This window comes from Cryobacterium sp. Hh11 (genome assembly GCF_004404045.1).
Lineage (GTDB): Bacteria > Actinomycetota > Actinomycetes > Actinomycetales > Microbacteriaceae > Cryobacterium > Cryobacterium levicorallinum.
Genome location: NZ_SOHF01000017.1, coordinates 76,737 through 97,690, shown reverse-complemented (window position 1 = coordinate 97,690; position 20,954 = coordinate 76,737). Strand labels below are relative to the sequence as shown.

At 61.3% G+C, this 20,954-nt stretch carries 38 protein-coding genes; 33 read left to right on the top strand and 5 right to left on the bottom strand.

The window, feature by feature from the left end; translation table 11 throughout:
- Positions 1-5 precede the first annotated feature (5 nt).
- Genes E3T46_RS07930 through E3T46_RS07910 form a run of 5 tightly spaced genes read left to right on the top strand, consistent with a single transcriptional unit; the run spans position 6 to position 4,962 of the window.
- Positions 6-737 carry an RcpC/CpaB family pilus assembly protein gene (locus E3T46_RS07930; RefSeq protein ID WP_166790208.1) on the top strand — a complete coding sequence of 244 codons (732 nt, stop codon included), beginning with the start codon at positions 6-8 and terminating at the stop codon, positions 735-737.
- Positions 738-742: 5 nt separating this feature from the next.
- On the top strand, positions 743-1,672 hold the full coding sequence (locus tag E3T46_RS07925) for an AAA family ATPase (RefSeq protein WP_134578127.1): 930 nt from the start codon (positions 743-745) through the stop codon (positions 1,670-1,672).
- On the top strand, positions 1,669-3,123 hold the full coding sequence (locus tag E3T46_RS07920) for a CpaF family protein (protein ID WP_134578126.1): 1,455 nt from the start codon (positions 1,669-1,671) through the stop codon (positions 3,121-3,123). The genes E3T46_RS07925 and E3T46_RS07920 overlap by 4 nt, the downstream gene beginning before the upstream one ends.
- Complete coding sequence (locus tag E3T46_RS07915) at positions 3,120-4,076, top strand: type II secretion system F family protein (protein ID WP_134578125.1); 957 nt, start codon at positions 3,120-3,122, stop codon at positions 4,074-4,076. The genes E3T46_RS07920 and E3T46_RS07915 overlap by 4 nt, the downstream gene beginning before the upstream one ends.
- Before the next feature lie 10 nt (positions 4,077-4,086).
- Entirely contained in the window at positions 4,087-4,962 is an 876-nt protein-coding gene (locus tag E3T46_RS07910; RefSeq protein ID WP_134578124.1) for a type II secretion system F family protein, read from the top strand.
- Positions 4,963-5,028: 66 nt separating this feature from the next.
- On the opposite strand, the gene E3T46_RS07905 is transcribed toward E3T46_RS07910, so the two are convergent.
- The 4 genes from E3T46_RS07905 to E3T46_RS07890 form a co-directional block, all read right to left on the bottom strand.
- Positions 5,029-6,144 carry a signal peptidase I gene (locus tag E3T46_RS07905; protein ID WP_134578123.1) on the bottom strand — a complete coding sequence of 372 codons (1,116 nt, stop codon included), beginning with the start codon at positions 6,142-6,144 and terminating at the stop codon, positions 5,029-5,031.
- 4 nt (positions 6,145-6,148) lie between these two features.
- Positions 6,149-6,790 (bottom strand): hypothetical protein, encoded by a 642-nt coding sequence (locus E3T46_RS07900; protein ID WP_134578122.1) that lies wholly within the window; start codon positions 6,788-6,790, stop codon positions 6,149-6,151.
- Positions 6,791-6,824: 34 nt separating this feature from the next.
- Positions 6,825-7,418 (bottom strand): hypothetical protein, encoded by a 594-nt coding sequence (locus tag E3T46_RS07895; protein WP_134578121.1) that lies wholly within the window; start codon positions 7,416-7,418, stop codon positions 6,825-6,827.
- 279 nt (positions 7,419-7,697) lie between these two features.
- Positions 7,698-8,918, bottom strand: coding sequence for a site-specific integrase (locus tag E3T46_RS07890; protein ID WP_166790207.1), 1,221 nt, complete (start codon positions 8,916-8,918; stop codon positions 7,698-7,700).
- 137 nt (positions 8,919-9,055) lie between these two features.
- On the opposite strand from E3T46_RS07890, the gene E3T46_RS07885 reads away from it, so the two are divergent.
- Entirely contained in the window at positions 9,056-9,265 is a 210-nt protein-coding gene (locus E3T46_RS07885; protein WP_134578119.1) for a hypothetical protein, read from the top strand.
- Here E3T46_RS07885 and E3T46_RS07880 read toward each other — a convergent pair.
- Positions 9,262-9,561 (bottom strand): helix-turn-helix transcriptional regulator, encoded by a 300-nt coding sequence (locus tag E3T46_RS07880; protein WP_134578118.1) that lies wholly within the window; start codon positions 9,559-9,561, stop codon positions 9,262-9,264. The genes E3T46_RS07885 and E3T46_RS07880 overlap by 4 nt on opposite strands.
- A gap of 173 nt (positions 9,562-9,734) precedes the next feature.
- Between E3T46_RS07880 and E3T46_RS07875 the strand changes: the two genes are divergently transcribed.
- The 27 genes from E3T46_RS07875 (at position 9,735) to E3T46_RS07770 (ending at position 20,879) form a co-directional block, all read left to right on the top strand.
- A complete protein-coding gene (locus E3T46_RS07875) occupies positions 9,735-9,947 on the top strand; it encodes a helix-turn-helix transcriptional regulator (protein ID WP_166790206.1) in 213 nt (70 codons plus the stop codon).
- On the top strand, positions 9,947-10,153 hold the full coding sequence (locus tag E3T46_RS07870; protein ID WP_134578116.1) for a helix-turn-helix domain-containing protein: 207 nt from the start codon (positions 9,947-9,949) through the stop codon (positions 10,151-10,153). Before E3T46_RS07875 ends, E3T46_RS07870 begins: the two co-directional genes overlap by 1 nt.
- Entirely contained in the window at positions 10,150-10,902 is a 753-nt protein-coding gene (locus E3T46_RS07865) for a phage antirepressor KilAC domain-containing protein (protein WP_134578115.1), read from the top strand. The genes E3T46_RS07870 and E3T46_RS07865 overlap by 4 nt, the downstream gene beginning before the upstream one ends.
- A 303-nt stretch (positions 10,903-11,205) precedes the next feature.
- Positions 11,206-11,496 carry a hypothetical protein gene (locus E3T46_RS07860; RefSeq protein ID WP_134578114.1) on the top strand — a complete coding sequence of 97 codons (291 nt, stop codon included), beginning with the start codon at positions 11,206-11,208 and terminating at the stop codon, positions 11,494-11,496.
- Positions 11,497-11,503: 7 nt separating this feature from the next.
- Positions 11,504-11,824: a hypothetical protein gene (locus E3T46_RS07855; RefSeq protein ID WP_134578113.1), complete on the top strand. Its 321-nt coding sequence runs from the start codon at positions 11,504-11,506 to the stop codon at positions 11,822-11,824.
- A gap of 47 nt (positions 11,825-11,871) precedes the next feature.
- Complete coding sequence (locus E3T46_RS18690) at positions 11,872-12,000, top strand: hypothetical protein (protein WP_277870938.1); 129 nt, start codon at positions 11,872-11,874, stop codon at positions 11,998-12,000.
- On the top strand, positions 11,997-12,293 hold the full coding sequence (locus E3T46_RS07850) for a hypothetical protein (RefSeq protein ID WP_134578112.1): 297 nt from the start codon (positions 11,997-11,999) through the stop codon (positions 12,291-12,293). The genes E3T46_RS18690 and E3T46_RS07850 overlap by 4 nt, the downstream gene beginning before the upstream one ends.
- Positions 12,290-12,760 (top strand): hypothetical protein, encoded by a 471-nt coding sequence (locus E3T46_RS07845; RefSeq protein ID WP_134578111.1) that lies wholly within the window; start codon positions 12,290-12,292, stop codon positions 12,758-12,760. Before E3T46_RS07850 ends, E3T46_RS07845 begins: the two co-directional genes overlap by 4 nt.
- Before the next feature lie 190 nt (positions 12,761-12,950).
- Complete coding sequence (locus E3T46_RS07840) at positions 12,951-13,178, top strand: hypothetical protein (protein ID WP_134578110.1); 228 nt, start codon at positions 12,951-12,953, stop codon at positions 13,176-13,178.
- A gap of 253 nt (positions 13,179-13,431) precedes the next feature.
- Positions 13,432-13,800 (top strand): hypothetical protein, encoded by a 369-nt coding sequence (locus tag E3T46_RS07835; protein WP_134578109.1) that lies wholly within the window; start codon positions 13,432-13,434, stop codon positions 13,798-13,800.
- A complete protein-coding gene (locus E3T46_RS07830; protein ID WP_134578108.1) occupies positions 13,800-13,991 on the top strand; it encodes a hypothetical protein in 192 nt (63 codons plus the stop codon). The genes E3T46_RS07835 and E3T46_RS07830 overlap by 1 nt, the downstream gene beginning before the upstream one ends.
- A complete protein-coding gene (locus E3T46_RS17840; protein ID WP_166790205.1) occupies positions 13,988-14,146 on the top strand; it encodes a hypothetical protein in 159 nt (52 codons plus the stop codon). The genes E3T46_RS07830 and E3T46_RS17840 overlap by 4 nt, the downstream gene beginning before the upstream one ends.
- The gene (locus tag E3T46_RS07825; protein WP_134578107.1) at positions 14,143-14,424 is read left to right on the top strand and encodes a hypothetical protein; all 282 of its coding nucleotides are present in this window, start codon (positions 14,143-14,145) and stop codon (positions 14,422-14,424) included. Before E3T46_RS17840 ends, E3T46_RS07825 begins: the two co-directional genes overlap by 4 nt.
- Positions 14,421-14,816: a hypothetical protein gene (locus E3T46_RS07820; RefSeq protein ID WP_134578106.1), complete on the top strand. Its 396-nt coding sequence runs from the start codon at positions 14,421-14,423 to the stop codon at positions 14,814-14,816. Before E3T46_RS07825 ends, E3T46_RS07820 begins: the two co-directional genes overlap by 4 nt.
- The gene (locus E3T46_RS17835; protein ID WP_166790204.1) at positions 14,813-14,950 is read left to right on the top strand and encodes a hypothetical protein; all 138 of its coding nucleotides are present in this window, start codon (positions 14,813-14,815) and stop codon (positions 14,948-14,950) included. Before E3T46_RS07820 ends, E3T46_RS17835 begins: the two co-directional genes overlap by 4 nt.
- A 250-nt stretch (positions 14,951-15,200) precedes the next feature.
- Positions 15,201-15,449: a hypothetical protein gene (locus E3T46_RS07815; RefSeq protein WP_134578105.1), complete on the top strand. Its 249-nt coding sequence runs from the start codon at positions 15,201-15,203 to the stop codon at positions 15,447-15,449.
- Between the two features lie 4 nt (positions 15,450-15,453).
- Positions 15,454-16,134, top strand: coding sequence for a lambda exonuclease family protein (locus E3T46_RS07810; RefSeq protein ID WP_134578104.1), 681 nt, complete (start codon positions 15,454-15,456; stop codon positions 16,132-16,134).
- A 223-nt stretch (positions 16,135-16,357) separates the two neighbouring features.
- Positions 16,358-16,930 carry a hypothetical protein gene (locus E3T46_RS07805; protein WP_134578103.1) on the top strand — a complete coding sequence of 191 codons (573 nt, stop codon included), beginning with the start codon at positions 16,358-16,360 and terminating at the stop codon, positions 16,928-16,930.
- Between the two features lie 112 nt (positions 16,931-17,042).
- Positions 17,043-17,258, top strand: a complete 216-nt coding sequence (locus tag E3T46_RS07800) for a hypothetical protein (RefSeq protein ID WP_134578102.1) — start codon at positions 17,043-17,045, stop codon at positions 17,256-17,258.
- Positions 17,255-17,842 carry a hypothetical protein gene (locus tag E3T46_RS17830; RefSeq protein WP_166790203.1) on the top strand — a complete coding sequence of 196 codons (588 nt, stop codon included), beginning with the start codon at positions 17,255-17,257 and terminating at the stop codon, positions 17,840-17,842. Before E3T46_RS07800 ends, E3T46_RS17830 begins: the two co-directional genes overlap by 4 nt.
- Positions 17,839-18,294, top strand: a complete 456-nt coding sequence (locus tag E3T46_RS07795) for a RusA family crossover junction endodeoxyribonuclease (protein WP_166790202.1) — start codon at positions 17,839-17,841, stop codon at positions 18,292-18,294. The genes E3T46_RS17830 and E3T46_RS07795 overlap by 4 nt, the downstream gene beginning before the upstream one ends.
- Complete coding sequence (locus tag E3T46_RS17825; protein ID WP_166790201.1) at positions 18,291-18,467, top strand: hypothetical protein; 177 nt, start codon at positions 18,291-18,293, stop codon at positions 18,465-18,467. The genes E3T46_RS07795 and E3T46_RS17825 overlap by 4 nt, the downstream gene beginning before the upstream one ends.
- Positions 18,468-18,486: 19 nt before the next feature.
- Positions 18,487-19,296: a hypothetical protein gene (locus E3T46_RS07790; RefSeq protein WP_134578100.1), complete on the top strand. Its 810-nt coding sequence runs from the start codon at positions 18,487-18,489 to the stop codon at positions 19,294-19,296.
- A complete protein-coding gene (locus tag E3T46_RS07785) occupies positions 19,293-19,691 on the top strand; it encodes a hypothetical protein (protein WP_134578099.1) in 399 nt (132 codons plus the stop codon). The genes E3T46_RS07790 and E3T46_RS07785 overlap by 4 nt, the downstream gene beginning before the upstream one ends.
- Entirely contained in the window at positions 19,688-20,122 is a 435-nt protein-coding gene (locus E3T46_RS07780) for a hypothetical protein (RefSeq protein WP_134578098.1), read from the top strand. Before E3T46_RS07785 ends, E3T46_RS07780 begins: the two co-directional genes overlap by 4 nt.
- Positions 20,123-20,133: 11 nt before the next feature.
- Entirely contained in the window at positions 20,134-20,418 is a 285-nt protein-coding gene (locus E3T46_RS07775; protein ID WP_134578097.1) for a hypothetical protein, read from the top strand.
- On the top strand, positions 20,418-20,879 hold the full coding sequence (locus E3T46_RS07770) for a DNA N-6-adenine-methyltransferase (RefSeq protein ID WP_134578096.1): 462 nt from the start codon (positions 20,418-20,420) through the stop codon (positions 20,877-20,879). The genes E3T46_RS07775 and E3T46_RS07770 overlap by 1 nt, the downstream gene beginning before the upstream one ends.
- Positions 20,880-20,954 lie beyond the last annotated feature (75 nt).

Genomic DNA, 20,954 nt, shown 5'->3' with positions numbered 1-20,954 from the left:
ATGCCATGAAAACCCGACTCATTGGTGCGATCATCGCGATCGTTTTGGCCCTGGTGGGTACCATCGCACTCACCGGCTATGTCCGCGGAGCCGACGCTCGCGCAGCCGACGGTGCAGCCCTCGTCTCCGTATTCGTGGTTACCACGCAGATTCCGCAGGGCACCAAGGCCGAAGACATCACAACCTTCATCGAAGAGAAGCAAATCCCCGGGGTGGCAGCGGTTCCCGGCCGGGTGAAGACGCTCAGCGCTCTGGCCGGCACGGTAGCGGACGCCGCGCTCGTGCCCGGCGAACAGCTGATCAGTTCTCGCTGGGTCGAGGCGGCCGATCTCGCGGCCCGTGGTGACGTCAAGGTTCCGGACGGCATGCAGGTACTCACCCTCGCCCTACCCTTGGAACGCGTTGTCGGCGGGGTACTCAAGGCTGGCGACACGGTTGGAGTGGTGGTTACGGCCACCAAAACCATCACCGCCACCGGCGAGGAAGTGTTGCTGAGCAAGCAGGTCTTCCATAAGGTGCTCGTCACGGCCGTGCAGGCCGGAACCACCACGACGCCCGACGCCGGAGCCGACGCTGCCCCGGTGAGCGTCATCATGATCACCCTCGCCCGCACCACTCCCGACATCGAGTCTTTGGTCTGGGGCCAGCAGTTCGGAACGGTCTGGCTCACAATCGAACCCGACAATGCTTCCGAGACGGGTTCCCGGGTCGTCGATGGATCGGAGATGTTTCGGTGAGGCAGATGCAGACTTTCGGGCCCCTGCCGCAGGCTAGCCCCCGCGAGGCAAACCCCGAACCCGACCAGATGGTCATCGAAATGCCTGGTGAACCGGTCGGCCTGGTAGCGGCGACGAGTACCCAGCCAGCAGCACAAGACCTTCCTCCCGCTGGCAGCCCACCAAGGCGTCGCGTCATCGCGGTCGTCGCCCCGAAAGGCGGCCTCGGCAAGACCACCGTCGCCACGAACCTCGCCGTCGGACTCGCCCGGCTGGCCCCGCACTCCGTCGTGCTCATCGATGCTGACGTGCAATTCGGAGACGTTGCAATGGCCCTTTCCCTGGAGCCGGCGCTGACCCTGCCCGATGTCGTCTTGGGGAACGCCGTCGACGACCTCATGGTGCTCAAATCGTCGCTGACCGCACATTCGAGCGGCTTCTACACGGTGTGCGGTTCCGAACAGCCGGATGCTGGCGATCGCGTCACCGGAGAACAGCTCGGCCATCTCATCAATCAACTCGCTGACGTGTTTCGGTACATCATTATCGACACAGCGCCGGGCCTTGGAGATCATGCCCTCGCTGCCCTGGAGCTGGCCACCGACGCCGTCTTCCTGTGCGACATGACGGTGCCCAGTGCCCGGGGGTTGCGCAAGGAGCTCGCCGTACTCGGTCACATCGGCATTATGCCGCCCGCGCGTCACGTCGTGCTTAACCTCGCCGATCGTCGCAGTGGGCTGAGCGTTCGAGATGTCGAAGCGACCATCGGTGTGCCGGTCGACGTCGCAGTGCCCCGCTCCGCCCTGGTCACGGTGTCGACGAACCGGGGCGTACCGGTGCTGCAGGAGGGCGGACGAAGTCCCGTCGCCCGAGCCCTCAACAGGCTGGTCGCCCGGTTTGACGCCAGCGCTTCGAAGAAGACCTTTCAGCTGCACAAGAGGGTGAATATCTCATGAGACTCAATGAACGAGTGGATGCCGCCCTGCGCGACGGTCCGCTGCCTCGCGTCGACCGCGCCGCGCCGCTGCATCCGCTGCTGAGCGTGCCGGAGGATGCCGTTGGGCCGGCGGCCCGCACTGGCCCAGCGTTAGAATCGCTACCGGCTGTCGTCGATCCGCTTGCCGACATCAAGGAGCGGGCGGCCCAGGAACTGTTCGAGCGCATCGGGTTTCGGCTTAATGACTCAAGCCTTACCGAGGAACAGCTGCACAGCTACGCCAGAACCGAGCTGGGCAATATCGTCAGCGACGAGCAGGTTCCGCTCAGTTCCGACGAGCGGGCCCGCCTGATCAATGAGATCGGCGATGCCGTGCTCGGCTATGGTCCGCTGGAAGCGCTTCTCGACGACGACACCGTGACGGAAATCATGGTGAACGGACACGAGCAGATCTGGGTGGAACGCCTGGGCCGGCTCTCCCGAAGCGACACCCAGTTCACCAGTGAGGCCCAGCTACGCCGGGTGATTGAACGCATCGTGTCCAAGGTCGGTCGCCGCATTGACGAATCGTCGCCGCTCGTCGACGCCCGCCTGGCCGACGGCTCTCGCGTGAACGCCATCATCCCGCCCCTCGCCGTGGACGGCTCTTCCCTGACCATCCGCAAATTCGCCCGGGAACCGTTCACGGTGACCGACCTCATCCGCTTGGGAACGATGAGCATCGAGATGGCACAGGTGCTCGACGCCTGTGTCAAGGCGCAACTGAACATCATCGTGTCGGGTGGAACGGGGACCGGTAAGACGACCCTGCTCAACGTGCTGTCCGGATTCATTCCCGACCACGAGCGCATCGTGACCATCGAGGATGCCGTCGAGCTGCAACTGCAGCAGGAACACGTTATTCGCCTCGAATCTCGCCCTGCCAACATCGAGGGCAAGGGTGAGGTCACCATTCGTGACCTTGTGCGCAACTCCCTGCGCATGCGGCCCGACCGCATCGTCATCGGTGAGTGCCGCGGTGGCGAGACCCTCGACATGCTTCAGGCCATGAATACCGGTCATGAGGGGTCGATTTCCACGGTGCACTCCAATTCACCGCGCGACGCGATAGCCCGCATGGAGACACTCGTGCTGATGGCGGGCATGGACCTGCCGGTGCGGGCGATCCGAGAGCAGATCTCTTCCGCCATCGACGTGATCGTGCAGATCAGCCGCATGAAGGACGGCTCCCGCCGCATCACCCACGTAACCGAGGTGCAGGCCATGGAGGGGGAGATCGTTACCCTGCAGGAGGTGTTTGTGTTCGACTATCACGCCGGAGTCGACCCCGCCGGAAATCTGCTCGGTCGCGCCGTGGCCACTGGGGTTCGTCCGCGCTTCGCCGAGCGCTTCGCCGACCTCGGCATCGTTTTGGACCCGAGCGTGTTCCATGCCGACCGGCTGACGCGCAGCGCGAAGGCCCTGCGATGAGCACCGCGATCTTTGCGATCGGCGTGCTCTGCATCGTCGTCGGTATGCTCGTCGTCGTCTTTCTCGTCATTGCGCCGCCGACGCTGCGGGTGCCGCTGGAGCGTCGTCGCGCTCCCGGAGCCGTCGAGGTGTCCGGGCTGACCCGACTCACCGACCGGACTATCGGGGCGATTGACCGGATCATCCGACGACGCAACGTGGCCCCGTTCACGGCCGCGGAGCTGGAGCAGGCCGGAATCCGGATGCAGCCATCCGCTTTTGTGCTCATGGTGATCTCCGCTGCGACGGTATCGGCCCTGGTCGGTCTGCTGCTCGCCGATGGCACCGCGTGGGTAGTGCCGCTCATGATTCTGTTCGCGGCGCTCGCCGTCATCGCAGCGAAGTTCTGGCTGCGGCTGCGCACCGGGCGGCGTCGGGCAAAATTCGCCGACCAGCTCGACGAGTCCCTCAGCCTGCTGGCCGGTGGACTCCGCGCCGGGCACAGCCTGATGCGGGCAGTGGATGCCGTCAGCCACGAAACAGAACAGCCCACGTGCGACGAATTTGCGCGCATCGTGAACGAAACACGCATCGGACGTGACCTAAGTGATGCGCTCGAGAGCACCGCAGTGCGCATGGGCAGTGACGATTTTCGGTGGGCCGCCCAGGCTATCTCGATCAACCGCGAGGCCGGTGGCAATCTGTCGCAGGTGCTCGACCAGGTGGGTCACACCATTCGGGAACGCAATCAGGTTCGGCGTCAGGTCAAATCCCTCGCCGCTGAGGGCAAGCTCTCGGCTTGGGTGCTCGTGCTCCTGCCGATCGGCGTTTTCGCGTTCTTACTAATTAGCCAGCCCAACTATTTCAACGGGTTCCTCGGAAACATCATCGGCATCATCGCGCTCATCGTGGCCGCAGTCCTGCTCATTGTCGGTTCGCTTTGGATGATGGCCGTCGTCAAAGTGAAATTCTAAGGAGAAGCGGATGCTGCCCCCGATCCTCACCTTTTTCGCCGCCCTTGCTGTGGCCGGCGGCCTCGCGGCCCTCGTGACCATCGCTGTTGGGGCGCGTCGCACCGACGTGGTCGCCGACGCCGTCACCGCGCTGCCGGGAGTGGGTCGGCCGGGGCTGCTGCCTCATCGCTCGGGACTGCTCGCGGCCAGCCGTGGGCTCGCACCGAAGGGGTACCTGGGCTATTTCGACCGCCGCCTGGCCCTGGCTGGTCGCCCAGCAGCCTGGACCATCGACAAGATCTTCATGGCTAAACCAGCCCTGGCCGGAGCCGGGCTGCTGCTCGCGGCGCTGTGGATCGCCAACGACCCCGTTCCGCTACGCATCCTGGTCGGAGGCCTGCTCGTGGTGCTGTGCTTCTTCGTGCCCGACCTGTTGTTGTACAGCCGTGGTCAGGAACGCCAGGCGGTCATGCAGAACGCGCTCGCCGACACGCTGGACCAGATGACCATTTCGGTCGAGGCCGGGCTTGGTTTTGAGGCGGCCATGAGCATGGCCGGAACCAACGGCTCCGGGCCGCTCGCCGAGGAGCTCATTCGTACCCTGCAGGACATGAGTATCGGCCGCACTCGCAAAGATGCCTACCAGGCGCTCGCCGAACGCACCGATTCGGCCGATCTGCGCCGTTTTACGCGATCAGTCATCCAGGCCGACACTTACGGCATCGCGATCGCCGATGTTCTGCGGGTGCAGGCGGGCGAGATGCGCCTGCGCCGCCGCCAGCGTGCCGAGGAACAGGCCATGAAGGTTCCGGTCAAGGTCATCTTCCCGCTGGTGTTCTGCATTCTGCCGGTGTTGTTCATCGTGCTGCTAACGCCCGCAGTGATCAACATCATCAAGGTCTTCTAGCTCTGAGTGCTCGCACAAGGAATCGCCTCCGCTGCTATAGCGAAGGCGATTTCTTGCACTCGGGAATTAAGCCGGTGAGCAGGTCACCTTGCGGTTGTTTGACGTGTTGACTGTGGCGATAAACGTAGCAGCCGGCGCCGTCCAGTTGGTGAAATGCCGAGCGGCCACGACAACGCTGAAGCTCGTTGCTCCGCTCGCCGTTAGGACCGCCTCGGCGTAGGTGACGCTCGTCACGCCGCCCGGAACGACCGTCACCGGCGCTAGGGGGCTGGCCGTGACCCTGGTGTCGTTGGGGGTCGTGCTGGGCGCTGTCCAGGTGATGGTCAGGTCCCGCCCGACACCGCTTCCCGTTCCCGCGCAGGTGACCGCGGTCGGCCGGAATGCGACCGGCAGCGATGACGCCAGGGAAGCCGATACCGCCCCGGTCGAGTCGGTGAAGAGAGCCATCGTCTCCTGCGGATATCTGCCGACGACCGTTCCGGTCCCTACCAGTGCGACCAGCACGAGCGCCGTCGAGGCGACTATCGCACCCTTCCTACGGCGGTCGGGCAGCGGCGGAGTCGTGGAGCCGTCTGCTTCGGTAGTACGCGGATCGTCAAACAGGCCGCCGCCGACATCCGCTCTGTGTGTCTCGGTGTCGAGGTCTGCGTCAGGTTCGAGGCCGGTGTCGGGTTCGCCGCGTTCGGCCGAGAGGCGTTCTGCACGGCGGCTCCGCACCGCGAAAACGAGCAGCCCGCCAGCAAGTAGCCCCAGGCCGAACACGTACGGCGGTTTCTGGACCTCTTGCACGACGAAGCCCAGGCCGTCGAGATGCCAGATGACCCGGTCTGCTTTCGTGACGACGTAGGGCTCCGGGTCGGCGACCTCGTTCGCGTCGCCCTGCATGGAGAGGGCGACCGTGCCGTCGGAATTAGGAAAGACGGCGATGACGCGGTGGGTGACCCTGGTGCTCTGGGGGTTGATCGCGCTGATCACATCGGCGACGCGAATCTCGCTCGCGGGTACCTCCTGCGCGAGGGCGAGCGCGCCGGTGTGGATTTCGGGGGACATCGACCCGGATCGAAAGATCAGGGGAGTCACCCCGAAAAACACGGCGGCGAGGGCCGCGAGAATGCAAATCACGCCGAGGATGGCGCCGAGCGTGAGCAGGATCTCCTGGGAGATTTTGACAATTCTGATCATGGCCTCAAACCTGTACTGCCGTCACGCGAACGTGGAGGCGCATGTCGACGTTGAGTGCTGCGAGGGGGGCATCGGTGACGGTGCTCGGAATGTTCACCTTGAGGCAGTAGGTCACTGTGGCACCGGCCGCAACGGTGGGTAGACCCGTCGAGATCGTTGCGGTGGCCGGGAGCAGGGTACCGTCGCCGGTCATGAGCGCCGCGTTGCACACCTGCACGCCGGAATAGGCGACCACCTTGAGGAGCGCGATCTGGCCCAGGGCGGTCGTTCCGGCGTCGTTGGCAACACCCCCGGAATTGGTGGTGGTGAACGCGAGCGCTGAGAGGTTCAGGGCGACCAGGCCGTTGTTGCGCAGCCGTAGTTCGCCGATAGCGGCGGGCCCGCCGGGATACATTCCCGTTGCGGCCAGCTGGGTCAGGCTGAGCTCGGTCGGACTGCCCTGCGCGAACAAGCCGTTCGAGCCGGCGACGGTCAGATCGATCGTTCCCGTCGCGAACGTCGCCGCGACGTACGCCGCATCGGTGTACGTCGCGCTCGTGCCGTACGCACCGATGCCGATGAGTGCGCAGAGGGCGAGCAGGTAGCGTACCCGCACACGACCCAGGGTCGCCGGCTTCAACGCGGAGGGGTAATTCACGTTGGGCACGGCTCCTCCTGAATCGTGGCTGGTCACGCGCTGACTAGGACTGGACGGCGGCGAAGGCGAATTTTGCCGTGGTTGTGAGCCCCTGGATTGCATTGTCTGAGGTATCCGTACCCGTCGTCGGCAAGTTCACCTTGAAGCAGAGAACTTCGGACGTGCCGGCAGGGAGCGTTCGGGACGCGATGCTCGTGGCATTGAGGCTGGAACCGGTGTAGAGCGGGCTAGCGAAGCTGGTCGTTCCGTCGCAGGTGCCCGACGCGCCGAGCGAGACAATGGTCACCTGCAGCGCCGACGCCAGCGTCGGCGCACCGGTCGACGTCGTGGTTGCCGAGTAGTTGAACGGCAGCGTTCCCGCGTTGTGCACGGTCAGTGGCGAGATCGTCGAGGAGCCGATCTTGCCGATTGAAATACCGAGACTGGTGAGCGCATACGGTGTCGCCGACGAACCGTCCTGGGCATTGTCAAACGTCAGGTTGACCGTGCCGGTGCTGAACGTCGACGCCACATAGCCGTCGTCGGTGAACAACGCGAACGTCATCACGGCGCTCAGGCCGAGAACGGCCCCGGCCGAGAGAACGGCTCTGGCACGCACGGGGGACTTCTTGGGCAAAAAACTAAGGTGCTTAATCACGGGTTGCGCCTCTCGTTGCGGGAGACACGCAGAACCGAAGCGGTCGGTCCCCCTTATGGAGGACACTGACAGGTGAGAGAAGCTCGCGACAGAGGGCTCAGACCCCCAACGTAGGGGGAGACAGTGGGGTGTCATAACAAAAAAGGATCGGAGCCGTGAAGCTCCGATCCTTAAGTGCGATTGGGAGGGGTCGACGGGAATCGAACCCGCGTCATAAGTTTGGAAAGCTAATAACTCACGTGTCCCGGTGCACCCCGGTGGTCGAAAAACCGCGGAAAATCAACCTTCCGTCAATTTCACCTGTCCCGGTGAGCCCCCATCTAAACCTTCATAGGGTGCAGCATAGGGTGCAGATCGTTTCGCAAGCCTTCCCATCATCAGGCCAGCCTCGGCCTTACGAACATCGAGCGGGTGCACGTACGTGTCGAACGTGAACGAGGGGTTGGCATGGCCGAGGGTGGCAGCCACAATGACGACATCAACGCCCATATCCAGCATGAGCGTTGCAGCCGTGTGACGTAGCTGGTATCGACGCGCATGGGGGAGTCCGGTCGACGCTAGAAGATCCCGCCAGTATCGAGAATCTAGGCGCGGCTCGACGGGTCGGCCATTCGGCCGGGTGAACACTAACCCGACCGGCTTGTCGTCGTACTCCCACTCGGTGTAAATGTCGGCGTTCACGATCCGATCGCGTATCTGTTGAGCTCGCGTTTCCTTGAGCATTTCCACAATCTCCGGCGCCAACGTCAATTCCCGGTCGCCGGCTGGTGTTTTGGGGACCGGCTTGTGCATCAGGCCCACCCCTCGCACGCGCTGTAGCTGGCTGTGGACATGTACAACGCCGTTATCCATGTCGATGTCTGCCCACGTAAGTCCTAACACCTCAGCGGGGCGCACACCGTACAGAATGCCGAGGTTCCATCGTGCCTCAAGTCGGTCACCTACTGCCGCCGCCAGAATCGCCAGGGTGTCCGCCTCACTGAACGATGTGGTGTCTGCCTTGGTCACCGTGGGAGTGACTGCGTGCAGGGCAACGTTGTGCCCGACACGACCTCGAGCGACGGCAACGTTGAGGGCTGCGCGTATGTTCGCGTGAACGTTCCTAATCGTGCGTGGCGCCAGCTTCTTTCCGCTCTTGCCAACCTCTCCGGCCGCCATGAGGGCGTACAGGTTTTCGAGATGCTCGGCCCTGAGTGCAGAAAGTTTGATGGCCCCAATGTGGGGGACAACATAGGCTTCTATGTTCCAGTCGTAAGTGCCGCGAACGGATGGTTCCAGCTTGGAAACTTTCACCCAGTGGCGCATCCAATCACCGAGTGTGATGTCCTTGCCCGTGACGAGCGTTCCCTTGTCTTTGCGGTTGAGAAGTTCGCGTTTTTTCTGTCCAGCCTCGGCTTTTGTCTTCGCAGTGAAGTACTTTCGCTTCCCCTCAACCGTCACGTATCCGCGATATCCGGTGGCCGTTTTTGATACCGACCCTTCGCCCTTCGCATTGCGCATGTCTAACCTTTCACGAGGTGTCCTCATTAATGAGGACAAGAACGAATGTTCGAAACTGGCGATATATGAGTGTCGGAGGGGCGGGCTAGAGTACGCGTATAGCCCCAGTAGGGGACATCGATATAGGAGCTTAAACAATGGGGATTCTGGTTAACGATGACGGCTGGCGTTCAACGATTGAACAGGTGAGTTCGAGCGAGATAAGCGAGCGCATGGGGATGCCAGATGACTACGTTATGAGTGTGCTGCGTGGGGCAGTGAAGCCCGACACCCTATTCATAGCCGCATCACTCGATTCTTTCCCGCTCGGCTTTACTGACTTGTTCAAGATAAAACCCAGGATCTAGCGGAGCCGGCTCAGGACTTCCTCTAATAGTTCAACAGTTGTCAGGTCGGCTACCCCTACCTTTATGTCGTGCAGTTGCGATTCTGATTCAGTGATGAAACCAGCTTCTGTTAGAGCTTCGAGGACGTTCCGACCGTAAGCGCGTGCGAACTTGAGGACGAAATCCCAGCGCGGGTTTTCGCCACGTTTCCACCGGCTGACTGCTGAAGGGTCGAATTCTGCTTTGCGGGCGATGTCCACCCCGCCGGCGTTGTCCGTGACTCGCATGACATAGGCCCACCATCGTGTTGTGTTCATGCGCACACACTACATGCGCACCCGCAACCATAGCAAGTTATCCGCATGGATATTGCATTTGCGCGCCAAAATCCGTGTTGACGCGCATTGACAACTGGTGCTTGCGCAAGCCCCCACCCCCGTGCTAGTTTCTACACAACGCAACATTGCGTGTGAACAAGCAAGGGGCCCAAGTGGCAACACTCGCCGTAAACGAAAACAACCTGGAACGGATCAGGGCCGGCAGAACGATCAAGGATTTCGCCGCCGAACTTTCCGTTGACGCATCGACAGTCTCGAGACTGGTCAGCGGAAAAGCCGAACCGGGTCCGCGGATTATCGCCGCGCTACTCGACACCTACCCGTATCCATTCGACTATTTTTTCAGAGTTACGGACGCCGCCTAATGGCTGCCGAGATTGAGGTTGAGCGCTGGCTCCCCATCTCCGTAGTCGCTGTAATGCTCGGCGTCGGCAGACACTACGTTCTCAACCGCATCGACGCGGGGGAATTGCCCGTAGTTGAGCTGGGGGACACCAAGCCAAAACAGAGAGTCCCCCTCTCTGCGCTGAACGCATTCATCGAGAAGCGCACCTTCGGACGTGCATCATGACCGCCCTCGACATCTTCACGTACAGCGGCCAGCAGGTCAGAACCGTCACGATTGACAGCGAGCCGTGGTTCGTGGCTACGGACGTGGCTGCCATCCTCGACCTTGGAAATGTTCACTCGTCTCTAGCGCTTTTGGACGACGACGAGAGGGGTCTCCACAGTGTGGAGACCGCCAGCAGCACACAAGCGGCCGCGGTTGTCTCCGAGTCGGGCCTCTACTCCCTGATCCTTCGCAGTCGCAAGGCCGAGGCGAAGGCGTTCAAGCGCTGGCTAACTCACGAAGTTCTCCCGGCAATCCGAAAGACCGGAATGTACTCCACCGCGCCGGCTGAACTGTCCCGCCTTGAAATCCTCACGATGGCGATTGATTCCGAACGCCGAGCTGTAACCGCTGAGACTGCGGTCGCCGCTCTGACGCCTTCTGCTGCTGCTTGGGATGAACTCGCATCAGCATCCGGTGACTACGAAGTTGCGGACGCGGCGAAGATCCTGGCTCGTGCTGGTATCGAAACGGGCCGTCAACGACTCTTCACCCAGATCGCCGACCTCGGATGGATTCTGCGAGGCAGTCACGGTAGCTGGAAGGCATACCAGTCGGCTGTGGATTCGGGTTATCTCGCTGAGAAGCCGGTCAAGCACTTCCACCCGAAGTCGGGCGAGGTCGTTCTAGACCCGCCTCAGGTTCGCGTCACCGTCAAGGGGCTGGAGCGGTTGCGTGTCCGGTTGGGCGCGCTGATCCTCACCCCGTAACACCCCTTCATTCTTTCCCCTCGCTCTGAGGGGTAACCGCCGGCGATTCATTTTCCGGCCGCAACACCTGTTATTCCCCTGGCCGTGCGCCGCTGTAAAAGGCCGCGCATAGGAGGGGGAGCCCGCACATTGAGAACTCCACAGAGAGCCACACCGACAGCTAAGACGCTGCACGGCTGGTTGACGCCTTCGCATAGCGGAGAGACGCGGCGTGACAGGCCGCACATAGCGCCGAGTCGAACTCGGGATTGTGGGGGTCCGAATCCCCCCGGCGCTACTCACCTAAGAGAGGGAGAAACCAGCATGAACATCTACTACGACAACGAATTGGGCCTCACGAAGGTCGGCGAGTTCGAGATACGGGAAGCGGATTACTCGTTCAACATCTTCGCCGTGTGGTGCGACCTATTGACTAAGAAGTTTTACACGGCGAGCGACTCCGGCTGCTCGTGCCCGATTCCGTTCGATGACATCACGTCTCGAGCCGACCTCACCGAGCACGAGAACGGCCATTCGGTCATCGCGGCCATTCGCGAGATCGACGAACCGTTCGAGTCGCCGGACGATCTCATCGCCCGCGTCATGGCGATCTAACCCCAGCATGGCCGATTTCGCCATGTCGCATCACGCTTTATCCCGCGCGGTCGATATGGCCGTGGACGCATCCGAGATCCTCGACGCGATTGCTAGACCTCGCGACGACCACTACAACATACGCACCGAATCCCGTTGGCTAACTCGCGGACGAATCACGGTGTGCATGCGCATCAGCCCTGAGGGAATGCCGACCGTGACAACGGTTCTTTGGGCGAAACCATCCGGGTGGGTTGCAGATGGCCAATACGGAGCCATCGAAGGCCGCGAAGATCCCAACCTTGACGACGCCCGCCTCCGAGTGAAGAAGCGGCGCCAGAAGCACTAACCGAAAAGGCCCGCCTGCACGAACAGACGGGCCACGAAAGGAACAACATGCCCAATCAGACTACCGAAAAATACATCGGCAAGCACGTAGCAGATAGAACGTGGCAGGCCAACTTCGCAGACTTCGGGGCCATCGGCAACATCCTGCCCGTTACCCCAACCGGTCGCCACTCGTGACCACCAGAACCCGCGACCCGCACACCTCACACGAGGCAGATACCATCCCCGCCGACGCACTCAGCGACCTACAAACCTGGATCGTCGCCGCACTCACCACACCACGCACGGACAACGAACTGGTCGCGCTGCACCTACAGGCGTACTTCTACCGCGAAGTCACCCGGCGTGCGACACCCCAGCGAATCCGCACCGCGCGGAAAGAGCTCGAGCTACAAGGCCGCGTCCGGTATTCGGGCTACGACGGTCTGACCGAATTTGGACGCAAGACACAGAGATGGGTAACGACATGAGCGAGAAGACATTGATCACAGTGGCCGACATTCGCAAGGGTGACACGATCCGCTGCGAGTACGAAACAGTCAGTGGTCCAGCCGCCCATGAGTACGTGGCTGATAAGGACAAGGAGGAATGGTCGGTTAGTGCCGGCTACTTCCTACTCAGCCGCCCGGTTCCGCCTGTGGTGCTGCCGACTGAGCCGGGCGCAATCATCACGTGGAATCCGAACAACACGGGTGGCCCGCTATTCGCCCAGCTCGGAAATCACCCAGACGGGCCGTGGATGCACGAGAGCCGTCACATGAACGATGCAGAGATGATCAACCGAATCGGAGGCAAAGCGTTCACCCGCCTACCCAACGAAGCTGAGGTGGTGACCGAGGTTATGGGCAAGTTAGATGCCCTCTATGGTTCGTCACTCTTTACATCGTTCCGTGATGATCGCGAGTCGGTCGCCAAAGAGTACGGCGTGACCCTGTGACTCGCCCTCCCGCCCCGTACTCTGCCGAACCCACGCACGGTTCGCAGATCCTCGCGTCCGACCGGCACCGACGCATTGCACGACGCAATCACCTGCACGAACTCGAGGTGTGGTCGCTGGTATCCCTGATTGCCTGCCTCGGTTGGGCTGGCATGGTCGTGGCCATCGCACTGGTCCGGGGGTGGATCTCATGAGCATCAAGATCGAATCAACCTCAGCGGCAACGTGTCGTGCGAATGGGCTCGTGGTCGGGTCGCAGCTCGCCAGTAGTACCCAGCACGGTGACGTGTGCATCGAGATCACCCACATTGGCACGTATGAGATCAGAGCCAAGACGCTCAGTGACAACCTGCGCGGGCCGAGTGAATCGGTCGGCTTCGAGTTGTTCTCCTGGCGCAACTGGTCGGCAATCGCATGAACGCCTGCCGAGTTTGCGAACGACCGTTGCGCGGGTTCAAGGATCTCGCCGTCGACTATCCGGGCACAGTGCGGATGAGGCGTGCGGGTATCTGCCAGACGTGCTACCGGCATGAAACCGGGCTGACTACGGCACCGAATCCTGCCGTTTATCAGCACGCCGAACTGAGCGTGTACACCCCGGAGCAGACAAAACGGGTCACGTTGCTGTTTGGGCGTGACGTTGAGATTATGCGAATGCTGGGGATGCGGGCATGACCGCCGTTGACGAGATTCAGGCGGCGATTGAGAAGCTGACCAAGCTAAAGCTAAACGCATACCGAGGGGCTTGGAAGATTGTAAACAAGTCCATGCAGGGAGATCACGGACTTGAACACGAGAAGTGCGACATCCAAGAGGTTGCTAACGGTTCATGGACTGAGGACGACGGCTATCAGCCCGCGCTTCTCATAGAAGAGGCCGAACTGATCGTCACCCTGCACCGCACCATCGACGCGCAACTGGCGATCCTTGCCGATTTCGTTGACCGGTACGCGTTGAGGGCGAAAAGCGATTGGGTGCCGATTGCCCCCGCTGCTGCAAATACCCTCGCCCTCGCCCGCGCAATCAACGGGACCGACTGATGGCTACGTCTGGCGAGAACGTCACGCGCCACACCGTCAGCACCTACTGCACCGCTGCCGTCGACCTCTTCGGCTTTGACCTCACCTGCAACTGGGAGGGCGACGTCGATGTCTACGTGGACAGCGACAACAGCGCGGTGTTCACGTGTGGCAATGGTCACCTGAACGAAACCACCTGGGCCGAACTGTGACCGTCGCGAACTGGTCGCAGGTCCTCTTCGGCCTCGGCTGGCTGCTCATCTTCGGCGGTGCATGGTTCCTCATCCCCGCCCTCACCATCCTCGGCGCTGCACTGATGCTGCCGATGATGACCCTCGTTTACCTCTATGTAAGGACTTCGAAATGATCATCACATTCACCCCCGAGCTTGGGGAACAGCCGATCACGACCACGACGACGACCATTCGGAAGGGCGTCCTGAACGCACCGCCCATTGGAACGCCGATCCGCGCAACGCTCGGAGATACCGTCATCGTCGGCAAGATCGTCGACGGGCCGGAAGGTTTCGAGCTCCTGAACGTGCGAGCCGATGCCCCGAAAAACTCTTACGACCACACGCTCGACATGTGCCTCTGGATCGGTGCCGGCTGGGTCATCGAGCTCACTGAGTCGGTGTCCGCATGACCGCCCCGATCAAGCGGGAAGACATCAAGGCCGGGGATCGGGTGCGGATGATCTCGGAGTACACGGCAACCACCGACCACGTGGCTGCTGTTGGCACTGGCACCACCTACGAACTCATCGAGCGGGCTGTGGTGCTGCCGTTGTGGCCGGGGTATTACCTCGATAGGCAAGGCGACGCGTGGGAGCTGGCAACAAGCGGTCGATGGATTTTTCCTGCTGATGCGAAATACGACCGCCGTGAAGCCGAGTTCGCCCCCTTCACCCGACTACGCCCCGAAGCCGAAGTGGCTGCCGAGGTGCTGGGCGACATCAAGGAAACCTACGGCGAGAACTTCCTCGACAACTCGAACGCGGCATGGAATGAAGTCGCCGAAAAGTGGGCCACCAAATGACCGTCATTCGCGTAGCCGACCACCCGCCGCAGATGATCTTCTCGCACCCCGACGACGCGCCACTCGTGCTGAACGAGGACGGGGCGACTGAGGGCATCGACTGGAAACGCATTGTGAAAGAGAGTTTGAAATGACGGATCACAAAAACGAGGCAATTCGCCTCATAGGACTAGGGCATAAGTGGACGATCGGCTGGGAAACTGCTGCAGCCCAGCGCGTCTCAAACTTCGCTGATGCGCAGATTCACGCAACCCTAGCCCTCGTCGCTGCCACGAAGGCACAGACGGAGCAGCTAAGACTCGCCAACGTTATCGCCTGGACGACACAGGCAGGTCGGATGCCCAGCCCTGAGACGCGGGATGTTGTGGCTAAGGGGCTGGGGCTGTGAGCGGTGCAGAACCACTCATCCGCGAGACGTTCAAGTTCATGTCTGCGCGGGGAATCAAAGCTGGCCCCTCCAAGGTGAGCCGTCTAGTGCGCCGCTACCTAAAGCTCGGCGGCTCTTATGAGGCATGGGCCACGGAACTGGATGCAAATGAGCGCGAGATTATAGCCGAGATCGAGTCGGCAAACCGCTTCCTGAACTCCATACGAATCGTGAGCGCTGGCCTCCCCAGCCTCTGGAAAAGGTGAACAAATGACGCTGACAATCTTCGACACGCTCGAGCAGGGCACCGATGAATGGCTGGCTGCACGTTGCGGGCTGATCACGGCGTCCATGGTCGGCAAGCTGATTACTCCGACGCTCAAGGTCGCCGATAACGACACCTCACGCAGTCTCATCGAAACGCTGGTCGCTGAACGCATCACGGGCCACGTCGAGTACGTCCACCCGAACGCCGACATGGAACGGGGCACGCTGGATGAACCCTACGCCCGCGACTTGTACAACATCCAGTACGCCCCGGTGCACGAGATCGGGTTCGCGGTTCGTGAGATCAACGGGCACAAACTTGGCGCGTCACCCGATGGCCTGGTGAATGACGACGGCGGCATCGAAATCAAAAGCCGGAAAGCCAAGATCCACCTGCGCACCATCCTGAGCGACAAAGTACCCGCCGAGAACATGGCGCAAGTACAAACCTGCCTCATGGTGTTCGACCGCAAATGGTGGGACTACACGAGCTATTCCGGTGGCTGGCCGTTGCATGTTATCCGCGTGCTGCCAGACCCGGCATGGCAGGCGGTCATCGTGGCTGCGGTTGCTGCGGCTGAAGAGAAGGCGGCGGTGATGATCGCGGACTATCGGGCGATTACGGCAGGCAAGCCGGTTGCTGAACGGATCGATCACTGGGAAGAAATGGAGATGTCGCTGTGAGTGGGCGACCCGGTGTTCTGGCATCCATCCGCAACCCGACACCAAACGCCGGCACTTCTCCTAACGCGTTCGTGCCACTCGTAACCGCAGAATTTCGAGTCTTCTGGCCCCCGCTCGCAACTGATGCGGAAGTGCAGACGGCGATCAATGAGGCGTACAGCCTCGCCGCCGAACTTGTGCATGAGCGCCGATACCCAACCGACAACACGAAGGAATCCTGACTATGGACATGACAGCCAGCATCGCCCCGAAGACCGACCAAATCAACAATGTGGACTTCATTAAGACCGGCCCTATCACCGTGACGATCAACCGCGTCACCGAGGGTCCGGCAGAGCAGCCGTTCAACTTCCACATGGAGGAAACACCCGGACGTGCCTACCGCCCGTCAAAGTCGATGCGCAACATGATGGTCGCCGCTTGGGGGCCGAATCCCGAAGCTTACGTTGGCCACGGTCTCACCCTCTACCGCAACCCCGCCACCAAGTTCGGCAGAGAGCAGACAGGCGGTATCGAGATCAGCCATATGTCGCACATCGACAAGCCGATCACCCGGCCTCTGACGGTGAGCAGGGGCAAGCGCGCGAACTTCACCATCAAGCCCCTCGCCACCCCCACCCCCCGCGACTTCCTCGCAGAAGCCACCGCCGCAACCACCTCCGCAGCCGTAAACGCAATCGGGCACGCGGCTAAATCTGCCGGTGCGACAGCCGAGACGCTCGCGAGTATTCGGGCGATCTTCGCGGGGATGAGCGAGCCGGTTGTGGTTGCTGACGAAAACGAGGAACTGATATGAGCACCGCACTCTACAAACTCAACGCCGCAACCCTCACCCGCGAAGAAGCTGTAGACCTCGCATCCAAGCTGCTGCAATTCGCAACGCAAGCGGTGACACGGTGATGTGGCTAGTGAAGCGAGGCGACCCCGAGTCCATCGTCGGAACGCATAACGGCGTACTTGCAGCCGAAACTCACGCCGCCAAACTCAACGGCGACTACCAAACAAACGACTACTACATCGAAATGTTCGATCCGATCCGCGCGGCTCATCAGATGAATGACCTGATGGTTGCTACCAAAAGAATCGCTGCCCAGTTCCGAGCGATTAAGGAAGCGAAGTCATGACCCCCCACGGCACCCCCACCGGCTACACACTCGGCTGTCGCGGCGGCACATGCGACAACCACCGCACCGCACTGATGACCTGCACCGAGGCTCACACGCGCTACATGGGCGACTATAGCTACCGGCTCGCAGTCGACAACGGCACCGCAACCGCCGAGAAGTACGCAGCCCCGAAGCTCAAGCCGCGCATCATCCGCGAAACCCCGAAAGCGGCGAAGAAACGGGCGACTCGGATCGTGGCCGTCAAGGTTCACGCGCCGAAACCGCTGGGCCGCATTCCTGCACCGTTCGTCCATGGCACCAAGCGCATGGCCGAAAAAGGGTGCAGCACCAACTGCCCGAATGAAGGGCTCGAGAGCGGCACATGCAGGGAGGCTCGTAACCGTTTCGAGAGGGAACGGTACGCCCAACGGAAAGCAGCCGGGACGCTCTCAGCACGCGGCGCCCCGAAGAATCCGAAATGGGTTCACGGAACAATCATCGGCGCTGTTCGAGGCTGCACAGACTACCCCGAGTCGCCATCGTGCCTGGAAGTTCGGCGCGCGTACCAAAACGAACGCAACGCCCGAAGGAGGGTCGCATGATCGGCACGGATAGCGGGATGATGCCCGCCACTTACCAGACTCCACCCGAGCAAATTCCGGTGGAGTTCTTCATTCCCGGCGTGCCCATACAGCAGGGCAGCAAGTCGGGATTCTCGCGCATCGGATCAACGAGCGTGCAGATGACCGACCAGAACAAAGACAAGCTGAAACCGTGGCGCCACACCGTCGCTGCACGTGCTGACATCGGCATCACATTCGACTGCCCAGTGAGTGTAGAGCTCACGTTCGTCATGCCGAAGCCGAAACGCACGAGATGGTCGACGCCGGCAGTCAAGCCCGACATTGACAAGCTGACGCGGGCAATGCTCGACGGGCTCACCGATGGCGGGTTGCTCGAGGACGATGCGCGCGTGGTCCGGTTGCTGGCGATTGAAGAGTACGCCGGCGAGGGTAATCCGGTCGGCGTGCATGTTGCGGTCGTAGCGCTGTGAACCCCGGCGCCCGCGTCACCTTCACCAACAAGATCGACGGCAAGTCCGGCATCGAACGTGACGGGCAAGAAGCGACAGTCACGATCGGCAACCACGGCGAATACACGATCCGATTCGATGACGGGTTCCATATGTACGCAACCGCTGCCGAGTTAGCACGGGTGGCCTTATGAGACAGAAAGGAGGTGACTAATGAGAATCCGATCCATCAAGCCGGAGTTCTGGCGCTCGGACGACATTAGCTCGCTCCCCTGGGATGACCGGCTGATATTCGTCGGCCTATGGTCTTACGTCGATGACAACGGCGTGGGCGTCGACAAGCTCTCGTCAATCGCCGCGGATCTGTTCGCCGGCGACATAGAGCGAGACCCTAGCGAGACATTCGCGAGAGTCTCGCGAGGGTTGCAGAACCTTTTTTCCTCTGGTCGCATCGATAGATACACGGTCGGAAACAAGAAATATCTGGCCGTCGTCAACTGGGACCGACACCAACGCATCGACAAGCCGAACAAACCGCGCTTCCCGCTCCCTGACTGCGATCTGCCCGTAATTCGCGAGACCCTCGCGAGGGTTACTGAAAAGGTAGCGCCTGGAACAGAGGAACAGAGGAACAGGGGAACAGAGGAACAGGGGTTAAGTACCTTGTCCGTCTCCGACGCACGATCGGCAGATGTCACAGCTGCTTTTGATGCTGCTTACTCCCACTGGCCGAAGAAGACCGAACGCAAACAGGCGCTCGAGAAGTTCAAGGTCGCCGCGAAGAAGATCAGCCTCGATGACCTCGCCGCGCATGTCGTCCAGTTCGGTGATGCCTACGCAGCCACGACGACGACGCAATTCACGCCGGCGCTGGGTGCATGGCTTGGTCGTGAGCGCTGGACCGATGAACTGCCGACCATGCCGCAAGCCGACCGCAAACCGACCCGCACCGATCAGAACCTCGACTTCGTGATGCAACTTGCCCGCGAAGAAATGCAGACACAGAGAGGAATTGAAGCATGAGCAGGAACACGGAACTGATTGCCAAGACTCGCGGGCGCATCGAGTCCATCAGGGGCGGCGACGACGGATGCGATGGATGGCAGGGATTGGCAGACATGGCGGAGCCACTGGCGGACGCACTGGAAGCCATGAACCCTCCCGAGCCGACCCCCAAGACAGCCCCGGATGACTCCGAAGCTAACGAGATGATCGCCACATCTGAGGACCTGCCCGAGGCGCTGGCTGCGATAGCGACGAAGTACGAGGTGCCAGTCACGAACAATGAAACGCGCTGGCAGGACGGCCAGTTTCTGCGTCACGTCGGCGACTTCATGCACGATGTGAAAGCAGCGTTCGAGCGATTCCCTCAGTCGCCAACCACTGCGGGTGAAAAGTCTGGGGAGGCCACCCAGTGAATAAAACCCAAGTAGCCCAGATCCTAACCATCGCGTCGGGCTTCGACCGTTTCATAGTCGTGGACCGCGTGACCACCGAGGCATGGTTCATGGCGCTCGAGAAGGTCGACTACGACGAGGCGATGGCTGCAACGGTCGGACACTTCACCGGGCCGATTGCGAAGGAGGTGTTCAGCGTCCGGCACATTCTCGCGGCGATACCGGACAGCACGCGCAACACGACGGCAGCGATTGAAGCCGATGTCAGATCGGCTAAGGCGCGCGGGCTGATTGACAAGTCGTGGCCGAGTCGCAACCTGCTACCTGCTGACATCCGCGACGCCCTGTTCACGCTGCGTGAGTTCGAGCGCAGGCAGGCAACCGATCGGCTCGCACTGGACGAGATGCCCGATGCGCCGGCTGATGTCGGAATGGTTGGCAGGTCACTGTGAACAGTTTCGAGATGTTCCTCGCCCAGGTTGACCCGGCAACGATCGCCCGTGAGTCATTCACGGGGGAAGGTCACCGGCAGATGGTTCGGGAGCACCTCGTGAAGGTGGCCCGGTTCGAGGGGGTGCTGCCGGATGTGTACGCGCTGGTTGCTGAGTCGCTGACTGTCAACGCACGCAAGCCGAAACAACCGCGCAAACCGAAACAGCAGTACAGGCCGGGTGGCAGCAAGTCGCTCGGTTATCAGGAATTGCAGAGGGTGCAAGCAATTCGAGACAACGAAGGAAAGAGAAGCTAATGGCCGAAGTCACAACCGGCGCAGACAAGAAAATTTCCGACAGCGTGTTCCTGTCCTCGCAGACAGTCGAGTGGGCAACAGAGCAAGCGTTCTTCGATCAGGTCAATCGCGAGTTCGGATTCACCGTCGATGTAGCGGCAGACAAAAACAACGCGAAGTGTGATCGGTTCTACGACATCGACAGCGACGGACTCATGCAGGACTGGGATGGTGAAACGGTCTGGTGTAATCCGCCCTACGGGGACCGCATCAAAGACTGGATGTACAAGGCCGCGACGAGCGAGGCCACGACTGTCCTACTCGTACCGGCCCGAACCGATGTGAAATGGTTTCACGAAATCGTGCTGCCACGCGCTGAAGTTCGATTCATCAAGGGGCGGCTGAGATTCGGTGGCAGCAAAGACCCCGCACCATTCCCCACAATGCTGGTCATATTCAGGGGGGGCAAAATGGGCGAATGACCGGGAATTTCATCCGATTTCGGGTAGAATAGAAGCGGCCCCAAACCGAGTGCTTCAACACTCGCCGGGGCCTTA

Coding starts and splice junctions, on each gene's coding strand:
- E3T46_RS07930 (WP_166790208.1), top strand. CDS start 6: ATGAAAACCCGACTCATTGGTGCGATCATCGCGATCGTTTTGGCCCTG.
- E3T46_RS07925 (WP_134578127.1), top strand. CDS start 743: ATGCAGACTTTCGGGCCCCTGCCGCAGGCTAGCCCCCGCGAGGCAAAC.
- E3T46_RS07920 (WP_134578126.1), top strand. CDS start 1,669: ATGAGACTCAATGAACGAGTGGATGCCGCCCTGCGCGACGGTCCGCTG.
- E3T46_RS07915 (WP_134578125.1), top strand. CDS start 3,120: ATGAGCACCGCGATCTTTGCGATCGGCGTGCTCTGCATCGTCGTCGGT.
- E3T46_RS07910 (WP_134578124.1), top strand. CDS start 4,087: ATGCTGCCCCCGATCCTCACCTTTTTCGCCGCCCTTGCTGTGGCCGGC.
- E3T46_RS07905 (WP_134578123.1), bottom strand. CDS start 6,144: ATGATCAGAATTGTCAAAATCTCCCAGGAGATCCTGCTCACGCTCGGC.
- E3T46_RS07890 (WP_166790207.1), bottom strand. CDS start 8,918: ATGCGCAATGCGAAGGGCGAAGGGTCGGTATCAAAAACGGCCACCGGA.
- E3T46_RS07885 (WP_134578119.1), top strand. CDS start 9,056: ATGGGGATTCTGGTTAACGATGACGGCTGGCGTTCAACGATTGAACAG.
- E3T46_RS07880 (WP_134578118.1), bottom strand. CDS start 9,561: ATGAACACAACACGATGGTGGGCCTATGTCATGCGAGTCACGGACAAC.
- E3T46_RS07870 (WP_134578116.1), top strand. CDS start 9,947: ATGGCTGCCGAGATTGAGGTTGAGCGCTGGCTCCCCATCTCCGTAGTC.
- E3T46_RS07865 (WP_134578115.1), top strand. CDS start 10,150: ATGACCGCCCTCGACATCTTCACGTACAGCGGCCAGCAGGTCAGAACC.
- E3T46_RS07860 (WP_134578114.1), top strand. CDS start 11,206: ATGAACATCTACTACGACAACGAATTGGGCCTCACGAAGGTCGGCGAG.
- E3T46_RS07855 (WP_134578113.1), top strand. CDS start 11,504: ATGGCCGATTTCGCCATGTCGCATCACGCTTTATCCCGCGCGGTCGAT.
- E3T46_RS18690 (WP_277870938.1), top strand. CDS start 11,872: ATGCCCAATCAGACTACCGAAAAATACATCGGCAAGCACGTAGCAGAT.
- E3T46_RS07845 (WP_134578111.1), top strand. CDS start 12,290: ATGAGCGAGAAGACATTGATCACAGTGGCCGACATTCGCAAGGGTGAC.
- E3T46_RS07840 (WP_134578110.1), top strand. CDS start 12,951: ATGAGCATCAAGATCGAATCAACCTCAGCGGCAACGTGTCGTGCGAAT.
- E3T46_RS07835 (WP_134578109.1), top strand. CDS start 13,432: ATGACCGCCGTTGACGAGATTCAGGCGGCGATTGAGAAGCTGACCAAG.
- E3T46_RS07830 (WP_134578108.1), top strand. CDS start 13,800: ATGGCTACGTCTGGCGAGAACGTCACGCGCCACACCGTCAGCACCTAC.
- E3T46_RS07825 (WP_134578107.1), top strand. CDS start 14,143: ATGATCATCACATTCACCCCCGAGCTTGGGGAACAGCCGATCACGACC.
- E3T46_RS07820 (WP_134578106.1), top strand. CDS start 14,421: ATGACCGCCCCGATCAAGCGGGAAGACATCAAGGCCGGGGATCGGGTG.
- E3T46_RS17835 (WP_166790204.1), top strand. CDS start 14,813: ATGACCGTCATTCGCGTAGCCGACCACCCGCCGCAGATGATCTTCTCG.
- E3T46_RS07810 (WP_134578104.1), top strand. CDS start 15,454: ATGACGCTGACAATCTTCGACACGCTCGAGCAGGGCACCGATGAATGG.
- E3T46_RS07805 (WP_134578103.1), top strand. CDS start 16,358: ATGGACATGACAGCCAGCATCGCCCCGAAGACCGACCAAATCAACAAT.
- E3T46_RS17830 (WP_166790203.1), top strand. CDS start 17,255: ATGACCCCCCACGGCACCCCCACCGGCTACACACTCGGCTGTCGCGGC.
- E3T46_RS07795 (WP_166790202.1), top strand. CDS start 17,839: ATGATCGGCACGGATAGCGGGATGATGCCCGCCACTTACCAGACTCCA.
- E3T46_RS07790 (WP_134578100.1), top strand. CDS start 18,487: ATGAGAATCCGATCCATCAAGCCGGAGTTCTGGCGCTCGGACGACATT.
- E3T46_RS07785 (WP_134578099.1), top strand. CDS start 19,293: ATGAGCAGGAACACGGAACTGATTGCCAAGACTCGCGGGCGCATCGAG.
- E3T46_RS07775 (WP_134578097.1), top strand. CDS start 20,134: ATGTTCCTCGCCCAGGTTGACCCGGCAACGATCGCCCGTGAGTCATTC.
- E3T46_RS07770 (WP_134578096.1), top strand. CDS start 20,418: ATGGCCGAAGTCACAACCGGCGCAGACAAGAAAATTTCCGACAGCGTG.